Genomic DNA, 17,303 nt, shown 5'->3' with positions numbered 1-17,303 from the left:
GCGTTAACCAGAATGGCCGGATTCCACCACCCGGCGGCACGCCCCATCCGCCATGGCGCAAATGCCCGCAATGCCTTGAGATTCAGCGGTTTTGCGGCCCGCCAACGCAAGGCTTGCGTCCCTGCCCCGCCTGTGGCACAAACGCCCCCCTGTGTTGTATGCTGCCGTAGCTCAGGGGTAGAGCACGTCCTTGGTAAGGACGGGGTCGTAGGTTCAATTCCTATCGGCAGCACCAGTTTTTCAATGGGTTAGGTTTTCGGAACCGGAACAAAAACATTAGGGGTCTAATGTTTTTCTAATAATATGAATTTCTCAATCAGAAATTATCTGTAAACCCTACTATTCTGGCCACAAAACTTTTAGTATCTCCGATCAACTGAATAAACATTTTGTGATGTTCGGGACTGACCGCGATATCTAATGTTTTACCCGTGCCATCAATGCGAGCAGGATTATCATATGTTGGCGGTAGATAGACTAACAGTGATCCATTCGCTGGGGTAATCTCGAAAACAACACTTACACTCTTTGCCGTCGGTGGAGCATTAGCATACAAATCAGCCACGGTAGCATTGCGCAAATGCATCTGAGCCATCTCTTCCCCTCTTACGAAGCCAAAATTAAAAACAGCATACTACGAAATAGTAGAATTTAAAAAATTTCTCCGGATACGACCAGATAAGTTGGCATCCCTTGTCGGTCAGCAAAAAGCCGAATTTTGACAAGGACAAGTTTCCGGCCATCATATAAATCCTCTATTGTATGAGATATCTCAATGCGTTCCATGCTTGCTGGCGGTGGGTCGCCAATTTCACCCCCGACATAGTGAGTCATATACAGCGGTGGCTGATTTAAGATTATATCCAGCAAGACTGGCTTAAAACGACCATAACCTACCTCGGCCACCGTATAGGCGTGGGCAATTTTAGCCAACATTCTGCCATAGGTCGGAGCATCTCCTCCCATTTTCCAGGTTACAGTCCTTCTGGGATGTTTGTTCAGATTGTCGCCAAAATTAGGCAACGTAGCTACCGCTACTCGGCCAGTAAGAGGTGTGTCAGTGGGAGTAATATTTAAGAGGGCCAAAGGAGGGTTAAAACACAAAACGACCAGCATCCCGGGATAATCTTCGATGGGTATCTGTTTTGTAAGCAATCCACCCCCAGAATCAATATCCAAAGGCAAATGTTTGGGGCGCTGCTTTTTATTTCTTGTTGGGTATAAAAGTTGAGTGCGTGCAGGCAAGAACATGCCTCGCGTTAAATTGGTCTCCACCTTGTTGATGATTTTCTCGCATTTTGCACAGCTTGCTTCCGGCAATATCATTGTGCCGCCCAAGGAAAGAGCAACGATATGTTCATCTCCCAATTTTTGTTTTGGGCGCTCCTCATCATAAATGGGGCTATCACAATATATGCATTTGCCGACTGGCGCGTATGGATTTGGAGTCATAATTATTTTCTTGTGCGCAAGAGTGCTCTCTCAATCATATGCTGGCTATTAATTTGGAATCTCTTACCTTGCGGCTGCTCAGGCTTCAGATTGAGAAATGAGGTCAGCGCAAGACGGAACAGCAGAGGCCCGGCCACAAAAAGCCCTGCCTTCGCTTGCTTGGGATTTAATACGTTTTTCTTGATAGGATTGCCGTGAAGAAAATCGTTTCTTGCCTGATATAGCTTAGAATAAAGCCAACATGGCAGATTACGTCTTGGCCATGGGCGCGACACTCTTGCCGTATAAGGGGCATATCGACGTTGTTTTATTTTTGGGTCAATGTAAGACACTTTCTCCAGCAATGGGTATATTTTCGTGATATCCGATTTCTCTGTTTTTGGATGAGCCAGAATCTCAAATGCCGAAACCCAAAGACCTACGCAACGGCCAACATCATATAAAATCGTTCCAGCCCCTGACGGTAGCTGTGAGGCGCTAAACGCCATATTAAGAGAGCGGAATAAAGCTCGATCTTTCCAAGTTTGCCGCCCTTCGAGGTAAACCTTTGCCCAACGCTTAAGCAACGCATTGAACAAAGGAAAATCTATGTCAGTTAGCTCCATCTCCGGTAGCTCAGGCATGGATTGCCCATGAAAATTATCTACAACATTTATAGCGCCAAGTGCTGGTGTCGATAAGGACAGATATTCTGTTTGAGCATTGTAGGTGTAGGGATAGAGCCAAAACGAATCTGAATACCAGATATGAGAGCTATTCGGGTAAACAACGCTAAGTGCGCGCGCAAAAGGTATAACACTGCAAGCGGCAATGTCCCGGAAAGATTGATATGCGTCCGTATGAACTAGTTTGGAGGTGACGTCGTCTCGCGCCAGCATGACAACAGGCGATAGAGAAAGATCGAAGGCGTTTCTAAAACGAGAAAGAAACAATGCAAATTTGGGATTTGTTTTGCAAAAGACAACAACACGCGGATCATTGCTCAGAACAAGCGCAATCACATCCCCATCAAGTGCGGTTTTGGCATATAGGTTTGGTAAGATTGCTATCGGTGTCCAAGTAGTCATGTGCCGACCATGAGCCGAGTAGAATGCGCCGTTTTCAATTTTAGAATATAGATAATCTTTAAGGTTGCGGACACAAAAGTTTATTTCTCGTAAGATTAAGCGAATTTACGGCACGGCGCAGATAATCCGGTGCATGTTTGCCATAAACTTTCTCGACCGTCCTTTCGCTGTCGCCGAGCAACCGCGCGACTTCGGCAAGCGGCACACCGTCCATAACCATCCACGTCGCCGCCGTGTGGCGCAAAACGTGGGGACTGGCGGTGATGTTGCAATCTTTGCAAAGCTTGCGGAATGACTTTTTGATCGATTTTAGAGGCTTACCGTTAAACTCAATGACATGATCGGTTAAGGCCAGTTCTCGCGCCGTACAGAGGGCAGCATAAACATCGTCGTTCATTGGCACGACGGCGCGACGTTTATTTCCGTAGCCACGGCCGTAGTCGATTATCCGGCGCTCAAAATCCAGTTGTTGCCATGTTAAATCCATAATCGCCCCCGATCTGGCGGCGGTGGACACGGCAAGCATTATGAACAACTGAATATGTGGAGCCTTGGCCCTTTCAATTAGAAGACCGACTTGCTCCCTCGTTAGCCATATGTCGCGCGGCGGCGGCTGTTTAACCGGCATGACGAATTGAGGCTGTCTTTCAATCCATCTGTTGCCTTCTGCGTAATGAATGGCTGCTTTAAGGATACCGAGGCTCCTTAGAATTGTTCCGGCAGAAACCTTTCTTTGTTTTGCATAATCGGCCAACAACGCGTTGCTGATATGGCTCGGCAATAAATCGCCGAAGTATGCCTTCAACGGCTTCAACTGCTGATCCATAGTGCTAAGCGAACGTGTGTTGATGCCATGCTCGTTGCGATAGCGGTCGAGCAGATAGCCAAGCGTCGGTTCAGGCGGTGCCGCAGGGTTCTTTAATCCTGCGATGAATTGGGCGCGGAACTGCTCGGCAGCGTCCCAATCCTTTGTCCTTGTTGAAAGGCGTCTTGTTTGTGTGTGGAATTTGCCGGGTGCAGTTTCAATTCGCTCGTTCCAGACGAGATGAATGATGCCGTTTGATTCCTGCCAAAATCGGTATTTTTCATTGCCTCCTGACATGCTGCCTCCTCAAATTCTTTGATGAAAATTTCTGGAATACGAATGGCCTTGCCGATCCGCAGATGGCGGAGCGCGTTTGAATGAACGAGGTTGTAAATGTGGCTTGGAGAAACGCCCCAATACGCGGCCAGCGTATGCACGGTGAAATGCCGTGCGGGGGATGAGCCGGGGTTGTCACTCATGGCCCACCCCCTTTTTCCGCAACAAGGCGGCTCGAAGTTCCCTGCCGTAACGCAGGGCATCGTCCTTCTTCAAAAAATAGACGATGCCGCTTCCCCGCAGTTGGACGCGGTAGATGCGGATGTTTTGGAATTTGAGCAAAAAACTATCGGCACGAATGTCATGGTCATTCATGTTCAATCCTTTTGAAAATGTGTTTGAAAATTCGGCTACTGCTTAACGGCTAAAATTTGCGTTGTGATTTTTTCGGCTATAACGACAATCCGTTGCTCCATCGGGCGAAGTATTGCTGCCATGTGATCCTGCCCTCGCACGCGGCTTTGAAATCGATCCATTGCTCTTCGCTCATGCTGCCGCGCGAGACGGGACGATGCGGCGTAAGATGAGGCTCGCGGCTCTGCTGCGCCGACACATCCACCGCCGCCTTATGCGGCAATCCCGCCGTAATCATCCGCGCCGGGACGACCGCTGTCGATTTTAGCGGCGGTGGCGCAAGCGGTAAGGCGGGCGGAGGTGAAGTGGTTTTCTTGCCCTTTGATCTGGCTGCCGGGCGGCCCATGCTTTTTTTGCGTTCGATCTTCGGCAAGCTGGCATTGACTTGCGCCTTGCCCTCCTGAACGGTTGGCAGGGTTTTGATGTCGATGTCGGCAAGGGCGCGTTGAAGTACAACCTTGGTGGGCCGCCCATGTATCATACTGGAAAGAGCCTTATGCTGGCCCCACGGCAGGATAATGACGAATTGCTTTTTATCGCCCCGGCACAGGGCAACGCTGTTGGCCTTTAATGCGGCCATGAATGATTGCCCAGACTTCGCCTCGTTAAAATCTTTCGTGATCCTGTCGCGCAACTTGAATATGTCGAAGCCGTACCGCTGCGCCCATTTGACTTCCCAATCCTTGAAACTCCCGCTGCGCGCCATCATCGGCTTTAGGCCGAACTCTTTTTCGACCTCCTTTTGCGTCTGTTGATGGGCGGCATAGTCGTTTCCCATATTCTTCGCGGAGCCGCCGTCAGGCGGAAAACGGTTCCATAAAACATGGTAATGCGTCCGGCCCTTTTTGAGGTGTTCGACAATGACGCGGGCGTGACCCGTGAGGCCAAGATTTTCCTCAAGCCTGTCGGCAGCCCTGAATAATTCTTCCCTCGTCCATACCCTGTCGGTTTCAGGATTGATCTTGGCGCTATAGAGGGGCTTTTTGCATCGAGTGCCGATGGCCGATAACTCGATCATCGACAGCGCCTCGGCGGCATCCAAAGTGGCGAAGCCTCGGACTTCCAAGACCGAGATATTTTCGTTCTCCTTGCCTTCGAGGTAATGATGGCGTGACTTCGCGCTGCAAACGATGGATTTGCCTTTAATGATGACGGCCATTAGCACCTCCCTAATGCAGACATGACGGAATGTGCCGCCGCGATAAGCTCTTTCAGGGCGACATGAGCCAAGCCGGAACTTCGACCCGTGCGCCGCAATTCGAGGACAAGCTGGTTGACGACGTTCCCGGCCCTGTTGATCGCGCCCATGCAGCGGCGCAATTCATCCCAATCCGCCCGGATGCGCCGGGCGGCCCTGACTTTGGAAAGGCCGAGAGTCTGCGCCCGGATATAAGACGCTTGCTCAAGCCCGGCTTCGGCGGCACGGGCGGATATGACGGCAGCTTCATGGGGCGTGACGCGAAAATACTTTTTCACGCTCATGCGGCGGGAGTCGCTGCGCTTGCGCCATGTGGCGACATGGGGGGTCGATGGGGTGGAACCCCTCTCCAGTCGTGTTGACAGCCCGCCGACGGCGGGGTGCCAACACATTACTGGCGGACTTTCTTTTTGTGTTCCTTTGTCTGACCGTCTGACGGGCTGACGCGGGCTGGAGAGATGCCGGGCATGGGGCTTCGGCCCAATATCCTTTTTCATGGGACAATTCCTTTCCGAAAATGACGCTTAAGAAAATTGGCGGCGTTTAAAATCAGGTCACGGCCCATCCACGCCGTCGGCCAAGGCCCGCCGGACGGACTTATGGGCCGACAACAGCGAACGGGCGATGATACCGAGCATCGTGTCGCCCTGTTCCGTGGATGCCGTCTTGGTCTTGAGTTGACGGGCAATGTGATCGAGGGTGTTTTGCTGCCGCGTTAATTCACGTCCGGCGGACAACAAAAGCTTCCGCCACTCCGGGTCTGGCGGCGCGGCAGACATGCCCAAAGCCGCCGTGCGCGCATATTCGCTCGGCGTCTGACGCGCTTGCGCTGCCCGGCGGTCGAGGATTTCGCGCTCGGCTTCGGAAAAGCGGACGGTGATGCGAAGCAATTTGGAATCTTTAGGCTTTGCCGTGCGTGGCGGTTGTCTGACGGCTGGCAGCGCGATTGCGGGCTCGCTGACGGGGGCCGCCGCCGCTTGCGCCTCCATAGCCATTCTGATTTCCGGTCGGACTGGTTTCAGAACATCATACATGTCTGACGGCCTTGCCTTGCGGTGCAACGGCGGTTTCGGCTCAATATCCTTTTCCATGTAGCCTCCTTTTGGACGCGGCAATCCCATGAACGGAATCCGAAAATTCGCCCTTGGGTATGCCAAATTGTTTGATGTTGTTACGGGCCGCGCTTATTCGCGGGGGATAAACCACCGGCGCGGCCTAGCCGGTGGCTTATAAAGTCCGCCCCCTATCCAAACTTATTTGCGTTTACAGACTTCGCGCGCCGCCATTTTCCAATGCGTAGCGAGATGCCCCAGTCCCCTCTTGAGAATATTCATGGCACGCGGACTCTGCGCTGGTTTTGACCGCCCGCATATGTCGATGATGACGCTCATATCCTCCGATGGAATGGCTACATAGACTTTCTTGAGCAGGATGTCGCTTTTTGTCGGCTTTCTGTCCGCCTGAATTTTGCTGGTCGGGCGGAAGTCGGCGCGCACAAAGATGACCGCGCCGTAATAGGCCTGATGAAACTTTAACCCGGCCTTATATTCCGCTTCATTGATGATCTTGAGATCACGATACGCATCAAGCGGGCATTCCCATGCGGCGCGATAGCGCATGGTGCGCGCTCCGCCCTCGGATACGATTTCGGTTCTGACGCCGCCATTCCGGTGGTAGCGTTCCGCCGTGGGGGCAATTCCCGTTCTCACGTTAATGCCGGTTGTTTTCTTTTTGCCTTTCCAATCCTTCTCCATAATTACCTCCTTAAATATGATTTGTTGAATATCAGTCGTTTTAAAAATTCATTTCTCACTATGAAATTATTCATAGCACGAATTTTCCAAAATGCAAGGCATTTCTATTCTTTTCGGATTATTGTTCTTTTCTATTTGGATGATTGTTCAAATATAATCAATGCATTATCGGCTATTAATAGATTGTAAAATATTTTCTCAGCATCATTTTTGTTGATTTATCTAAAAGGCATGATATATTTATCATTATGATAGTTTCAGGACGGCAAATACGCGGCGCACGCGGCTTACTGGGTTGGACGATGGACGAGTTGGCCGAAAAAACCGGCCTGACGCGCATCACCATCCGCATGATCGAAGCGGAAGATACGCAACCGCAGGAAAGAACGCTGACCAGCATTCTGACGGCCTTTGATAAGGAAGGAATCGAGTTTCTGGAAAATGAAGGCGTCGCTATCCGCAAGCATCAGATGCGTACCTTCAGCGGCAAGGCGGGATACCGGCAACTGCTCGATCACATATATGAAACCGTCAAGAAAGGCGGGCGCATTCGCCAGTTTAACTTCGGGGATGCGCGCTACTTACCCATCGATGATGATTATGCGGCTGAGCATATCAAGCGCATGGAAAAAATAGAGGGGCTGGATGCCCGCGTTTTGGTGCCGGAAGGCGAAATCGGCAATCCGGTCAGCTATTGCAGCTACCGAACGCTTGATGCGGCCTATAAGGATATAGCCCCTTGGTATCTCTACGGCGACAACCTTATCCTGCCCCTTACTGATGGCGGCAACCGGCGGGAATGCGTTTCGATCCAGTCCAAACTGGTGGCAGAGCGTTATATCCGCGAGTTTGAAGCGTGCTGGAATACAGGCGGTAAGCCACTGAAAAAACATAGAAAATAATATAGGCCACTGGGGTTAGGGCTATTTCTGGTAATATACCCCTGATTTTTAAAGCTATTTTGCAGGTAGGCGATGATACCGGCCAAGCAATTCAGGCAGCAACTCGGCGGGCTTTATACGGCGGTGATGCCGTGCGACCAGTCCGATCCTCGGCATCGCGGCGCTTTGGAAAAAATTCTCAGCGACACGATCCAGCATGAAGCCAAAGTTCATGGCGCTGAATTTGATCCCGTCGCCTTTCGCAACGTCATGCGGGCAATGCAATCCGGCGATGTTGAAATTCTGTTTCTAGCAGCGGCGTGGGAATTGGCGAAGCCGAAGATTGTCGGGGCGACGATTAATTTTCGTTCCCTGTCCCTGCAACGCGCGGAGAATGGTTTGATAGCTAAGAACGGCATTTACAGCGAGGATGTTTGTTTGCTCCCGAAGATAATACGAGAACTTGTTCTTGAAAGACCTTCCGGTAAGGATTTTCTCGATGAGGGAATTGGAACCCATTATATCCGGGAATGCATGACTTACTTCGCCAAGAAAGGCATGAGAGGTGGCATCATCCCTACCGGACAAACTTTTGAATTTGCTCCTGACAATACAAAGATCGTCAAAATTCAGGAACAGCTTGGCGCGGTTCTGGGGCAAGAGGAGACAAGCGGCCTATTCAGGCTCAACGAAATAACCGATGCCATCAGAAGCAAATGGCTGGTGCCGGTTGAACTGCGCGGCGCACCCCTTATTGGCAGCGCAAGCGATCCCCATAATTTTGCGGTGCTGTGGTCAAGCTATGATGAGCAGCAAAAGGTCAAGGCGGCTTTTACAAGAGGTCTTTCGACCTTCAAAGGCAGGCCTGTATCGCAGGGCCAGATTATCAGCAATGGCAAGTTACCGGAGCCCCCTGTCATGGAATGTGTATTGGCTTCAGTATTGAAAGCAGCGAACGAAGAAATTCAGGAACGCGGCTGGGGGCGGCTGGATCATGAACCGGCTTTATCGGAAACAGCCGCCGTTTTTGGTGTAAAACCGCCGTTGATGCATATTCATGTCCTCAACGAACCCGAAGTTATCGCCGGTCTTCATTCTTTGGGGGTAGAAAAGCGGCTTCTCGGCCTCCATGCATCACAAACGGCATCGCTTGATCTCGCAAAAGCCAGCGGGGGTGCCATTCGGCCCATAAAGCTGATAGGTTCGGAGGCAGCCAATAATCCCTACTTCTCTCTGGTCGGCTAAACGCGCCTTTAGGTTTCAATATGAACGATGAATGCCAAACTCTGCTTGCCGAAGTTCGCGAGATGCTTGCCGGGGCTGATAAGCTGAACGAAACGGGCCAGCACGGCGCGGCCATGGAGCAGGCTTATCACGCGTCTGAGCATGTAGCCGCCGCCTATCTATTAGCCACAACGGGGCGACGCATGCCATCAAACGATTCGACCTATGACCTATTCGCAAAAACAATCCGCGAACCGAACCGCCACCCTGCGGCGTTGCAAACAATCAGGGAAGTTGTTGGAGACGTCTGCGCCCTGCGCGAAATCTACGAACCAGCTCTGCTGGCCGAAACGTCCCCTAAAGACGCGCAGCAGATGATTGATTGTGTGGCGGCATTAGCAGGATTGGTAGAATCGACCTCGTGAGCCAAACAACGGAAACCGACGCTGACATAATGTTGGTGCGGGTCGTTTGTCTGCATAAAGTTGCGACCCGCCCATAACCCCCTTAAGTCATTCGTTGATAAGGAGAAAACCACTGTCATTAAATTGACTTTGGCCATATTATCTCTTAACTTTTTCCGGAACTACAACTTCCGATTCAATCTACTTTTACCATAGGTCTAACAAGAATGACTGGCAACCAGCAACGCGCCGCCCTGCAACGCCAGATATGGCAAATCGCCAATGACGTGCGGGGTGCAGTTGATGGCTGGGATTTTAAACAATACGTCCTCGGCACACTGTTTTACCGTTTTATCAGCGAGAATTTTGCCAGTTATATCGAAGCTGATGACGACAGCATCGACTATACCAAGCTGGCCGACAGCGTTATCACACCAGAGATTAAAGACGATGCTGTTAAAACCAAGGGCTATTTTATCTATCCCAGCCAGCTGTTCGCCAACATTGCCAAAACGGCTAATACCAATGAAAGTCTGAATACGGATTTAGCCAAAATCTTTACGGAAATTGAAAGCTCCGCCAACGGATATCCCTCAGAAAGGGATATCAAAGGACTGTTTGCTGACTTTGATACGACCAGCAACCGCCTTGGCAATACGGTGAAGGACAAAAACGCCCGTCTGGCCGCCGTTATCAAAGGAGTGGCGGGGCTGGATTTTGGTGATTTTCATGGCAGCCACATTGACCTGTTCGGCGATGCCTATGAATTCCTTATCTCTAACTATGCTGCGAACGCCGGTAAATCAGGCGGCGAATTCTTTACGCCGCAACATGTGTCCAAGCTGATTGCACAGCTTGCCATGCACAAGCAGGATCGCGTTAATAAAATTTATGACCCTGCATGTGGTTCTGGCTCTTTGCTGCTCCAAGCCAAAAAGCATTTCGACGCACACATTGTTGAAGAAGGTTTCTTCGGGCAAGAAATCAACCACACGACCTACAACCTTGCCCGCATGAATATGTTTCTGCACAACGTCAATTATGACAAGTTTAATATCCAACTGGGCAACACGCTGATTGACCCATATTTTGGCGATGACAAACCGTTTGATGCGATTGTTTCCAATCCGCCTTACTCGGTTAGCTGGATTGGCTCAGATGACCCAACGCTGATTAATGATGATCGCTTCGCCCCTGCAGGCGTGCTTTCCCCCAAGTCCAAAGCAGACTTCGCCTTCGTTCTTCATGCGCTCAGCTACCTTTCAAGCAAAGGACGCGCCGCTATCGTTTGCTTCCCCGGCATCTTTTATCGTGGTGGTGCCGAGCAGAAAATCCGCAAATATCTGGTTGATAATAACTATGTGGAAACAGTTATTGCACTTGCCCCCAATCTGTTTTTTGGCACCACCATTGCCGTGACAATTTTGGTGCTGGCGAAAAACAAGACCAGCACCAATACGCAATTTATTGATGCCAGCGGTCTGTTCAAAAAAGAAACCAACAACAATGTTCTGACCGATAAGCATATCGAAGATATTATGCAAGCCTTCGATAGCAAGGCGAATGTTGAGTATTTTACTCAATCAGTGCCGTACGAAAAGATTGTCGCGAATGATTATAACCTGTCGGTCAGCAGCTATGTCGAAGCCAAGGACAATCGCGAAGTGATAGATATTGTTCAGCTGAATGCAGAAATAAAAACCACCGTTGAAAAAATCGACCAGCTGCGTGCCGCTATTGATGCCATCGTGGCGGAGATTGAAGCATGAAAGATCTAGGCTACTTGGAAAAGCTGTTGGATGGTTCCGAGGTGGAGTGGGTACCGCTGGGTGACGAAAACTTCTTTGAAGTAGCCAATAGCCAGAGAGAACCAGTAAAAGCATCTTTGCGCGTGTCTGGCAAAATCCCATATTACGGCGCAAACAATATCCAAGACTATGTGAATGGGCATACTCACGATGGTGAATATGTTCTTATCGCTGAGGATGGTTCAGCAAGCCTAGAAAATTACTCCATTCAATACACAATAGGAAAATTCTGGGCAAATAATCATGTCCATGTTGTGTGCGGAAAGTCTGGAGTAAATACGCGATTTTTGTACCACTATTTGCGCACTGTTGATTTTCTTCCTTACTTGCCAAACAAAGACAGGGCAAAATTAACAAAAGGCGAGATGGTTAAAATACCCGTCCCCATTCCCTGCCCTGAAGATCCGAAGAAGTCGCTGGCGATTCAGGCTGAGATTGTGCGCATATTGGACGCTTTCACCGAGCTCACCGCCGAGCTCACCGCCGAGCTTACCGCCCGCAAGAAACAATACAACTATTATCGAGACCAACTTCTCACTTTTGCCGCCGATGCAAATGTCAAAGAAATGGCACTAGGAGATATTTACGACTTCCAATACGGCACAGGCAACACCATTCCAAAAACGGGGGGGCAGTACCCAGTTTATGGCAGCAACGGCATTGTAGGCAGTCACGATGATTACAATAGCGAAGACTCGCCAGTAATAGGCCACATAGGTGCGTATGCAGGAATTGTAAATTGGGGCAAAGGCAGGCACTTCGTCACATACAATGGGGTAATTTGTAAGCATAAATCGAAAGAGGTTTTACCAAAATATGCTTACTATCTTTTGCTCTTACAAGATTTTGGGTCGAAATCTAATAGCGCATCACAACCATTCGTTTCATATCATATTTTGGAAGCTCCTGTGGTTTTGGTTCCATCACTGGATGAACAAGCTCGCATCGTTGTTATTCTCGACAAATTCGATGCGCTCACCAATTCGATCAGCGAAGGCTTGCCACGTGAGATTGAATTACGTCAGAAGCAATATGAATATTATCGCGACATGCTGCTGAACTTCCCAAAGCCTGGGGAGCAAGCGGCATAAATGAGCGGTCAATTATACAACCTAATCATGGCGAGCGTTCCCAGCTTTTACCAAGGCGATAAAGGGGGATTTAGTATTCCTAAAGATAGGTTTCTTCAGTACACGGAAGATCCCATCAAAGAGCAATTTCAATCGTTGGATCAGGATGCAATAAATAGGCTCAAGAATTTGCCAACAATTTTTGCTACTGAGCAAGAAGTTAGCGATGCCAGAATAGGAAGAATTACCGATATAGAAGTTTATTCCAGTAATTTGCGAGTTAAATATAGTTTTGACAAAGATCGCTACCCCTTAACTAGGGGTGTGTTGAAGGAAAATCAGCAAAAATTAGGTATAAGTGAATCTGGTTATGAGTTTCACAGGGGGCATTGGGGGATTAAGGAATGTAATCTGTATGATTTCTATGAAGAATATTTGAGATCGCTTACAGGCATTGCTCACAAATTAAATAATACGGGCAAAAAAGTGCAGCTTATTTATGCCTTTAACGGCACAGGCAAAACCCGCCTTTCACGAACCCTCAAAGACATTATCGCACCGAAAGATGAAGACGCAGAAGATCGAGTGACAAAGGTTATTTATTACAACGCCTTCACAGAAGATCTGTTTTATTGGGATAACGACCTTGAAGAAGACACCGAAAGAAAATTAAAGATTCAGCCCAACGCATACACGAGTTGGGTGCTGGAAAAGCAAGGACAGGATCAGAATGCCATCGCTCACTTTCAACGTTACACCAGCGATAAATTAACACCACGATTTAATGCAGAATATAAAATTAAAGACGCAGACGGAAAAGAAGTCACTGTGCCCGCGTTTTCGGAGGTAACGTTTTCCTTCGAGCGTGGAAATAAAGAAAAAGACGACAACATAAAAATATCCAAAGGCGAAGAAAGTAATTTCATTTGGAGTATTTTCTATAGCCTTATTGAACAGGTCATTGCCACCTTGAATGTCGCGGAAGTCAGTGCGCGCGACACAGATCGGTATAACAAGTTAGAATATGTATTTATTGATGACCCTGTTAGTTCACTCGATGAAAATCATTTGATTGAGTTGGCCGTCAATGTTGCTGCCCTCATTAAATCCAGTCAATCAGGTCTGAAGTTCATTATCACAACGCACAATCCGCTTTTCTATAATGTGCTCTACAATGAACTTGATGTTAAAAACGGCTATATACTAAATCGCTACGATGACGGAACTTTTGATCTTGAAGAAAAGAAAGGCGACTCCAATAAGAGTTTTTCCTACCATCTGTATCTGAAGCAGGTGATAGAAAAGGCCGTGGCCGACAACCAAGTCGAAAAATATCACTTTACGCTTTTGCGTAACTTGTATGAGAAAACAGCCAATTTTCTCGGCTATCCTAAGTGGTCAGAACTTCTGCCTGATGACAAACAGGCCTATCTGAATAGGATTATCCAATTTACCAGCCACAGCACACTATCGAGCGATGCTGTTGCGGAACCGTCACCACAAGAGAAGAAAACGGTTGAATTTTTGTTGAAGCATTTGACCAATAATTATGGCTATTGGAAGCACGAGGAACGGAATGGTTGAGATTATCACCCCCATCGCTGAATCAAGCCGCTTTATCGTGCTCGATAAATACATCAAAGAATGGGAAGCCGTCGAAAGTTACCAGAGCGAAGGTGATTTAGAGCGTGAGCTTATTCGGGATCTCATCCATCAAGGTTATGAGTTTCTGCCGGATCTTAACACCCCCGAGGCTATGCTTGCGAATGTGCGTGCGCAGCTGCAAGTCTTAAACAACGTAGAATTTTCTGACGGCGAATGGGGTCGGTTTGTCGAAACCTATTTAGATAAACCCAGTGAAGGCATCGTTGATAAAACGCGCAAGATTCATGACGATTATATTCATGATTTTGTCTTTGATGATGGTCGCATTCAAAATATCTATTTGCTTGATAAAACAAACATCGCCCGCAACAAAGTGCAGGTCATAAAACAGTTCGAGCAAATGGGTACACATGCAAACCGTTATGACGTGACTATTCTCGTTAATGGGTTGCCGTTAGTACAAATCGAGCTGAAAAAGCGAGGCGTAGCAATCAGGGAAGCCTTCAATCAGATTCATCGTTACAGCAAAGAGAGCTTTAACAGCGATCATTCTCTGTACAAATATCTACAGCTTTTTGTGATTTCAAACGGCACGGACAGCCGTTATTTCGCCAATACTACGCAGCGGAACAAGAACAGTTTCGACTTCACGATAAACTGGGCAAAGGCTGATAATAGCCCGATTAAAGATCTAAAAGATTTTACGGCGACATTTTTCCAAAAACATACATTGCTTAGCGTATTGCTGCATTATTCAGTTTTTGATGTTAGCGATACGCTGCTGGTCATGCGCCCCTACCAGATTGCCGCCACCGAACGCATTCTGTGGAAGATAAAAAGCTCTTATACCGCGAAGAACTGGAGCAATCCTGAGAGCGGTGGCTATATTTGGCACACCACTGGATCTGGCAAGACGCTTACCAGCTTTAAAGCGGCGCGATTGGCGACCGAACTGGATTTCATCGACAAGGTTTTCTTTGTAGTCGACAGAAAAGATCTAGATTACCAAACGATGAAGGAATATCAGCGTTTTTCCCCCGACAGCGTTAACGGCTCTGACAGTACCGCCGGGCTTAAAAGGAATATAGACAAAGACGATAATAAGATCATCGTCACCACTATCCAGAAACTTAATAATCTGATGAAAAGCGAGGGCGACCTGCCCATCTACAATAAGCAGGTCATGTTCATCTTTGATGAATGCCATCGCAGCCAGTTTGGCGAAGCCCAGAAAAACGTGAAGAAGAAATTCAAACGGTTTTATCAGTTCGGTTTCACCGGCACGCCCATTTTTCCACAAAATGCGGTGGGGGCCGATACAACTGCCAGCGTGTTTGGCCGTGAATTACATTCCTATGTGATTACCGATGCTATTCGCGACGAGAAAGTGCTGAAGTTTAAGGTGGATTACAATGATGTACGTCCGCATTTCAAAAATATCGAAACCGAACAAGATGAGAAGAAGCTCAACGCGGCAGAAAATAAACAAGCTCTACTCCATCCCGAACGGGTTCGAGAGATATCCCAGTATATTCTGAATAATTTCCGCCAGAAAACGCATCGCCTGCAAGGTGGCAATAAAGGGTTCAATGCCATGTTTGCGGTGAGCAGCGTGGATGCCGCCAAGCTATATTATGAAGCTCTTAATGCATTACAGGCGGGTAGCGATAAGCCGCTTAAGATAGCCACCATCTTTTCTTTCTCTGCAAACGAGGAGCAGGAAGCTGTGGGCGATATTCTGGATGAAAGTTTCGACGTTTCAGCCATGAATAGCAGCGGTAAAGAATTTCTAGACGCCGCAATAAGTGATTATAACGCACTCTTCAGCACTAATTTCAGTGTAGATAGCAATGGTTTCCAGAATTACTATCGTGATTTAGCTAAGCGCGTTAAATCCAAGGAAATTGATTTATTGATTGTAGTTGGCATGTTTTTGACCGGCTTTGACGCCCCGACGCTCAACACGCTGTTTGTGGATAAAAATTTGCGTTTCCATGGCTTGATACAGGCCTATTCCCGCACCAACCGCATTCTCGATGCCACTAAAACTTTTGGCAACATCGTCACTTTTCGCGATTTAGAGAAAGCTACAGTCGACGCCATTACTCTTTTCGGTGACAAAAACACCAAAAACGTCGTTCTGGAGAAAAGTTACAAAGAATATATGGAAGGATTTAGCGATGCCTCAACGGGCGAGGCACGGCGTGGCTTTATAGACGTATTGGCAGAGTTGCAACAGCGCTTCCCCAATCCGGATCAAATCATTAAAGAGTCTGACAAAAAGGATTTTGCAAAACTGTTTGGCGAATATCTGCGGGTAGAGAACATACTGCAAAATTACGATGAATTCGTCAGCCTGAAAGCTTTTCAGGACATCGATATGAATGACGCAGCCGCCGTTGAGGCTTTTAAGGAGAAACACCACTTAAATGATGACGATGTAGCGGCATTGAAAGAAATCAGAATGCCTGCAGAGCGTAAGATCCAAGATTACAGATCTACTTACAACGATATTCGAGATTGGCTGCGCAGAGAAAAGGCTTCCAATGAGAAAGAAAAATCTAGCATAGATTGGGATGATGTAGTTTTTGAGGTTGATCTGCTTAAATCCCAAGAAATCAATCTGGATTACATACTGGAACAAATTTTTGAGAAAAATAAGAAGGTAAAAGATAAGGCAACGCTGGTTGAAGATATGCGCCGCATTATACGTTCTAGTATCGGCGCACGTGCTAAAGAGAGCCTGCTGGTCGACTTCATTAATCAAACTGATCTTGACAAGATTGGCGATAAGGCAACCATTATTGATTCTTTCTTTGCCTTTGCTCAAACTGAACAGCGGCGCGAAGCTGAGGATCTGATTAATGCTGAAAACCTAAACGCAGAGGCCGCCAAGCGTTATATCATCACCTCAATTAGACGCGAATTTGCCAGTGATAATGGTACAGAGTTGAATGCTGTCTTGCCCAAGATGAGTCCACTAAATCCGCAGTACCTGACCAAGAAGCAAAGCGTTCTTAAAAAAGTTGCCGTGTTTGTCGAGAAGTTTAAAGGCGTTGGTGGAGAAATTTAAAAACGTATAGGCCTTTCTCAAGACATTACGCCGTAATGTAACCTGTGTGATTGAGTGGGTTTTTACAGACTTTCTGTGTGCTGAGTAGGCGCTAACGTATTGTTTGTGTTATCTCCGGAACCCTTGGTAAGGACGGGGTCGGGTGTTCAATTCACCTCGGCAGCACCATTTTCTTTTTAATATCAAATAGTTATAACTGATGCCTAGTCGATAATCACCTTCATTCCACGTTGTTTTTGCCTATCTGGAAGCACCGTGGAAGCAAGAGGGCG

Annotated in this window: 16 protein-coding genes, 1 tRNA gene and 1 pseudogene; 8 read left to right on the top strand and 10 right to left on the bottom strand. The window is 48.0% G+C overall.

Features of this window, described 5'->3' with window-relative positions; genetic code table 11:
* Positions 1-160 precede the first annotated feature (160 nt).
* Positions 161-235, top strand: a tRNA-Thr gene (locus tag JOZ06_RS13785).
* A gap of 81 nt (positions 236-316) precedes the next feature.
* Here JOZ06_RS13785 and JOZ06_RS13780 read toward each other — a convergent pair.
* From JOZ06_RS13780 to JOZ06_RS13740, 10 genes and pseudogenes are all read right to left on the bottom strand, one after another.
* Positions 317-595 carry a hypothetical protein gene (locus JOZ06_RS13780; protein WP_293233384.1) on the bottom strand — a complete coding sequence of 93 codons (279 nt, stop codon included), beginning with the start codon at positions 593-595 and terminating at the stop codon, positions 317-319.
* A 56-nt stretch (positions 596-651) separates the two neighbouring features.
* Positions 652-1,452, bottom strand: coding sequence for a hypothetical protein (locus JOZ06_RS13775; RefSeq protein ID WP_293233382.1), 801 nt, complete (start codon positions 1,450-1,452; stop codon positions 652-654).
* A 2-nt stretch (positions 1,453-1,454) separates the two neighbouring features.
* Positions 1,455-2,519 (bottom strand): hypothetical protein, encoded by a 1,065-nt coding sequence (locus JOZ06_RS13770; RefSeq protein ID WP_293233380.1) that lies wholly within the window; start codon positions 2,517-2,519, stop codon positions 1,455-1,457.
* A 58-nt stretch (positions 2,520-2,577) separates the two neighbouring features.
* Complete coding sequence (locus JOZ06_RS13765) at positions 2,578-3,621, bottom strand: site-specific integrase (RefSeq protein ID WP_293233378.1); 1,044 nt, start codon at positions 3,619-3,621, stop codon at positions 2,578-2,580.
* Between the two features lie 23 nt (positions 3,622-3,644).
* A pseudogene (locus JOZ06_RS20710) lies at positions 3,645-3,803 on the bottom strand (helix-turn-helix domain-containing protein); the annotation flags it as partial.
* The gene (locus tag JOZ06_RS13760; protein ID WP_293233377.1) at positions 3,796-3,975 is read right to left on the bottom strand and encodes a hypothetical protein; all 180 of its coding nucleotides are present in this window, start codon (positions 3,973-3,975) and stop codon (positions 3,796-3,798) included. The pseudogene JOZ06_RS20710 and the gene JOZ06_RS13760, both read right to left, overlap by 8 nt.
* Before the next feature lie 76 nt (positions 3,976-4,051).
* Positions 4,052-5,173: a relaxase/mobilization nuclease domain-containing protein gene (locus tag JOZ06_RS13755; protein WP_293233375.1), complete on the bottom strand. Its 1,122-nt coding sequence runs from the start codon at positions 5,171-5,173 to the stop codon at positions 4,052-4,054.
* A complete protein-coding gene (locus JOZ06_RS13750; RefSeq protein ID WP_293233373.1) occupies positions 5,173-5,709 on the bottom strand; it encodes a hypothetical protein in 537 nt (178 codons plus the stop codon). The genes JOZ06_RS13755 and JOZ06_RS13750 overlap by 1 nt, the downstream gene beginning before the upstream one ends.
* Before the next feature lie 57 nt (positions 5,710-5,766).
* Complete coding sequence (locus JOZ06_RS13745; protein WP_293233371.1) at positions 5,767-6,303, bottom strand: hypothetical protein; 537 nt, start codon at positions 6,301-6,303, stop codon at positions 5,767-5,769.
* Between the two features lie 162 nt (positions 6,304-6,465).
* Positions 6,466-6,966: a hypothetical protein gene (locus JOZ06_RS13740; RefSeq protein ID WP_293233369.1), complete on the bottom strand. Its 501-nt coding sequence runs from the start codon at positions 6,964-6,966 to the stop codon at positions 6,466-6,468.
* A 248-nt stretch (positions 6,967-7,214) separates the two neighbouring features.
* Here JOZ06_RS13740 and JOZ06_RS13735 point away from each other — a divergent pair, with 248 nt between their 5' ends.
* From JOZ06_RS13735 to JOZ06_RS13705, 7 genes are all read left to right on the top strand, one after another.
* Entirely contained in the window at positions 7,215-7,868 is a 654-nt protein-coding gene (locus JOZ06_RS13735; protein WP_293233367.1) for a helix-turn-helix transcriptional regulator, read from the top strand.
* Positions 7,869-7,940: 72 nt separating this feature from the next.
* Positions 7,941-9,092: a hypothetical protein gene (locus JOZ06_RS13730; protein WP_293233366.1), complete on the top strand. Its 1,152-nt coding sequence runs from the start codon at positions 7,941-7,943 to the stop codon at positions 9,090-9,092.
* Positions 9,093-9,112: 20 nt separating this feature from the next.
* On the top strand, positions 9,113-9,496 hold the full coding sequence (locus JOZ06_RS13725) for a hypothetical protein (protein WP_293233364.1): 384 nt from the start codon (positions 9,113-9,115) through the stop codon (positions 9,494-9,496).
* A gap of 206 nt (positions 9,497-9,702) precedes the next feature.
* Entirely contained in the window at positions 9,703-11,244 is a 1,542-nt protein-coding gene (locus JOZ06_RS13720; protein WP_293233362.1) for a type I restriction-modification system subunit M, read from the top strand.
* Complete coding sequence (locus JOZ06_RS13715) at positions 11,241-12,374, top strand: restriction endonuclease subunit S (RefSeq protein WP_293233360.1); 1,134 nt, start codon at positions 11,241-11,243, stop codon at positions 12,372-12,374. Before JOZ06_RS13720 ends, JOZ06_RS13715 begins: the two co-directional genes overlap by 4 nt.
* A complete protein-coding gene (locus tag JOZ06_RS13710) occupies positions 12,375-13,937 on the top strand; it encodes an AAA family ATPase (protein ID WP_293233358.1) in 1,563 nt (520 codons plus the stop codon). It begins immediately after the preceding gene.
* Entirely contained in the window at positions 13,930-17,031 is a 3,102-nt protein-coding gene (locus JOZ06_RS13705; RefSeq protein ID WP_293233356.1) for a type I restriction endonuclease subunit R, read from the top strand. The genes JOZ06_RS13710 and JOZ06_RS13705 overlap by 8 nt, the downstream gene beginning before the upstream one ends.
* The last annotated feature ends 272 nt before the right edge of the window (positions 17,032-17,303 follow it).

This window comes from Paludibacterium sp., from assembly GCF_019232825.1.
Classification (GTDB): Bacteria; Pseudomonadota; Gammaproteobacteria; order Burkholderiales; family Chromobacteriaceae; genus Paludibacterium.
Note: the sequence above shows the minus strand (reverse complement) of the source record. Positions and strands in the feature narration are given on the sequence as shown.

Bases quoted from the DNA above. Each gene is read 5' to 3' on its own strand.
- JOZ06_RS13780 (WP_293233384.1), bottom strand. From the start codon at position 595: ATGGCTCAGATGCATTTGCGCAATGCTACCGTGGCTGATTTGTATGCT.
- JOZ06_RS13775 (WP_293233382.1), bottom strand. From the start codon at position 1,452: ATGACTCCAAATCCATACGCGCCAGTCGGCAAATGCATATATTGTGAT.
- JOZ06_RS13770 (WP_293233380.1), bottom strand. From the start codon at position 2,519: ATGACTACTTGGACACCGATAGCAATCTTACCAAACCTATATGCCAAA.
- JOZ06_RS13765 (WP_293233378.1), bottom strand. From the start codon at position 3,621: ATGTCAGGAGGCAATGAAAAATACCGATTTTGGCAGGAATCAAACGGC.
- JOZ06_RS13760 (WP_293233377.1), bottom strand. From the start codon at position 3,975: ATGAATGACCATGACATTCGTGCCGATAGTTTTTTGCTCAAATTCCAA.
- JOZ06_RS13755 (WP_293233375.1), bottom strand. From the start codon at position 5,173: ATGGCCGTCATCATTAAAGGCAAATCCATCGTTTGCAGCGCGAAGTCA.
- JOZ06_RS13750 (WP_293233373.1), bottom strand. From the start codon at position 5,709: ATGAAAAAGGATATTGGGCCGAAGCCCCATGCCCGGCATCTCTCCAGC.
- JOZ06_RS13745 (WP_293233371.1), bottom strand. From the start codon at position 6,303: ATGGAAAAGGATATTGAGCCGAAACCGCCGTTGCACCGCAAGGCAAGG.
- JOZ06_RS13740 (WP_293233369.1), bottom strand. From the start codon at position 6,966: ATGGAGAAGGATTGGAAAGGCAAAAAGAAAACAACCGGCATTAACGTG.
- JOZ06_RS13735 (WP_293233367.1), top strand. From the start codon at position 7,215: ATGATAGTTTCAGGACGGCAAATACGCGGCGCACGCGGCTTACTGGGT.
- JOZ06_RS13730 (WP_293233366.1), top strand. From the start codon at position 7,941: ATGATACCGGCCAAGCAATTCAGGCAGCAACTCGGCGGGCTTTATACG.
- JOZ06_RS13725 (WP_293233364.1), top strand. From the start codon at position 9,113: ATGAACGATGAATGCCAAACTCTGCTTGCCGAAGTTCGCGAGATGCTT.
- JOZ06_RS13720 (WP_293233362.1), top strand. From the start codon at position 9,703: ATGACTGGCAACCAGCAACGCGCCGCCCTGCAACGCCAGATATGGCAA.
- JOZ06_RS13715 (WP_293233360.1), top strand. From the start codon at position 11,241: ATGAAAGATCTAGGCTACTTGGAAAAGCTGTTGGATGGTTCCGAGGTG.
- JOZ06_RS13710 (WP_293233358.1), top strand. From the start codon at position 12,375: ATGAGCGGTCAATTATACAACCTAATCATGGCGAGCGTTCCCAGCTTT.
- JOZ06_RS13705 (WP_293233356.1), top strand. From the start codon at position 13,930: ATGGTTGAGATTATCACCCCCATCGCTGAATCAAGCCGCTTTATCGTG.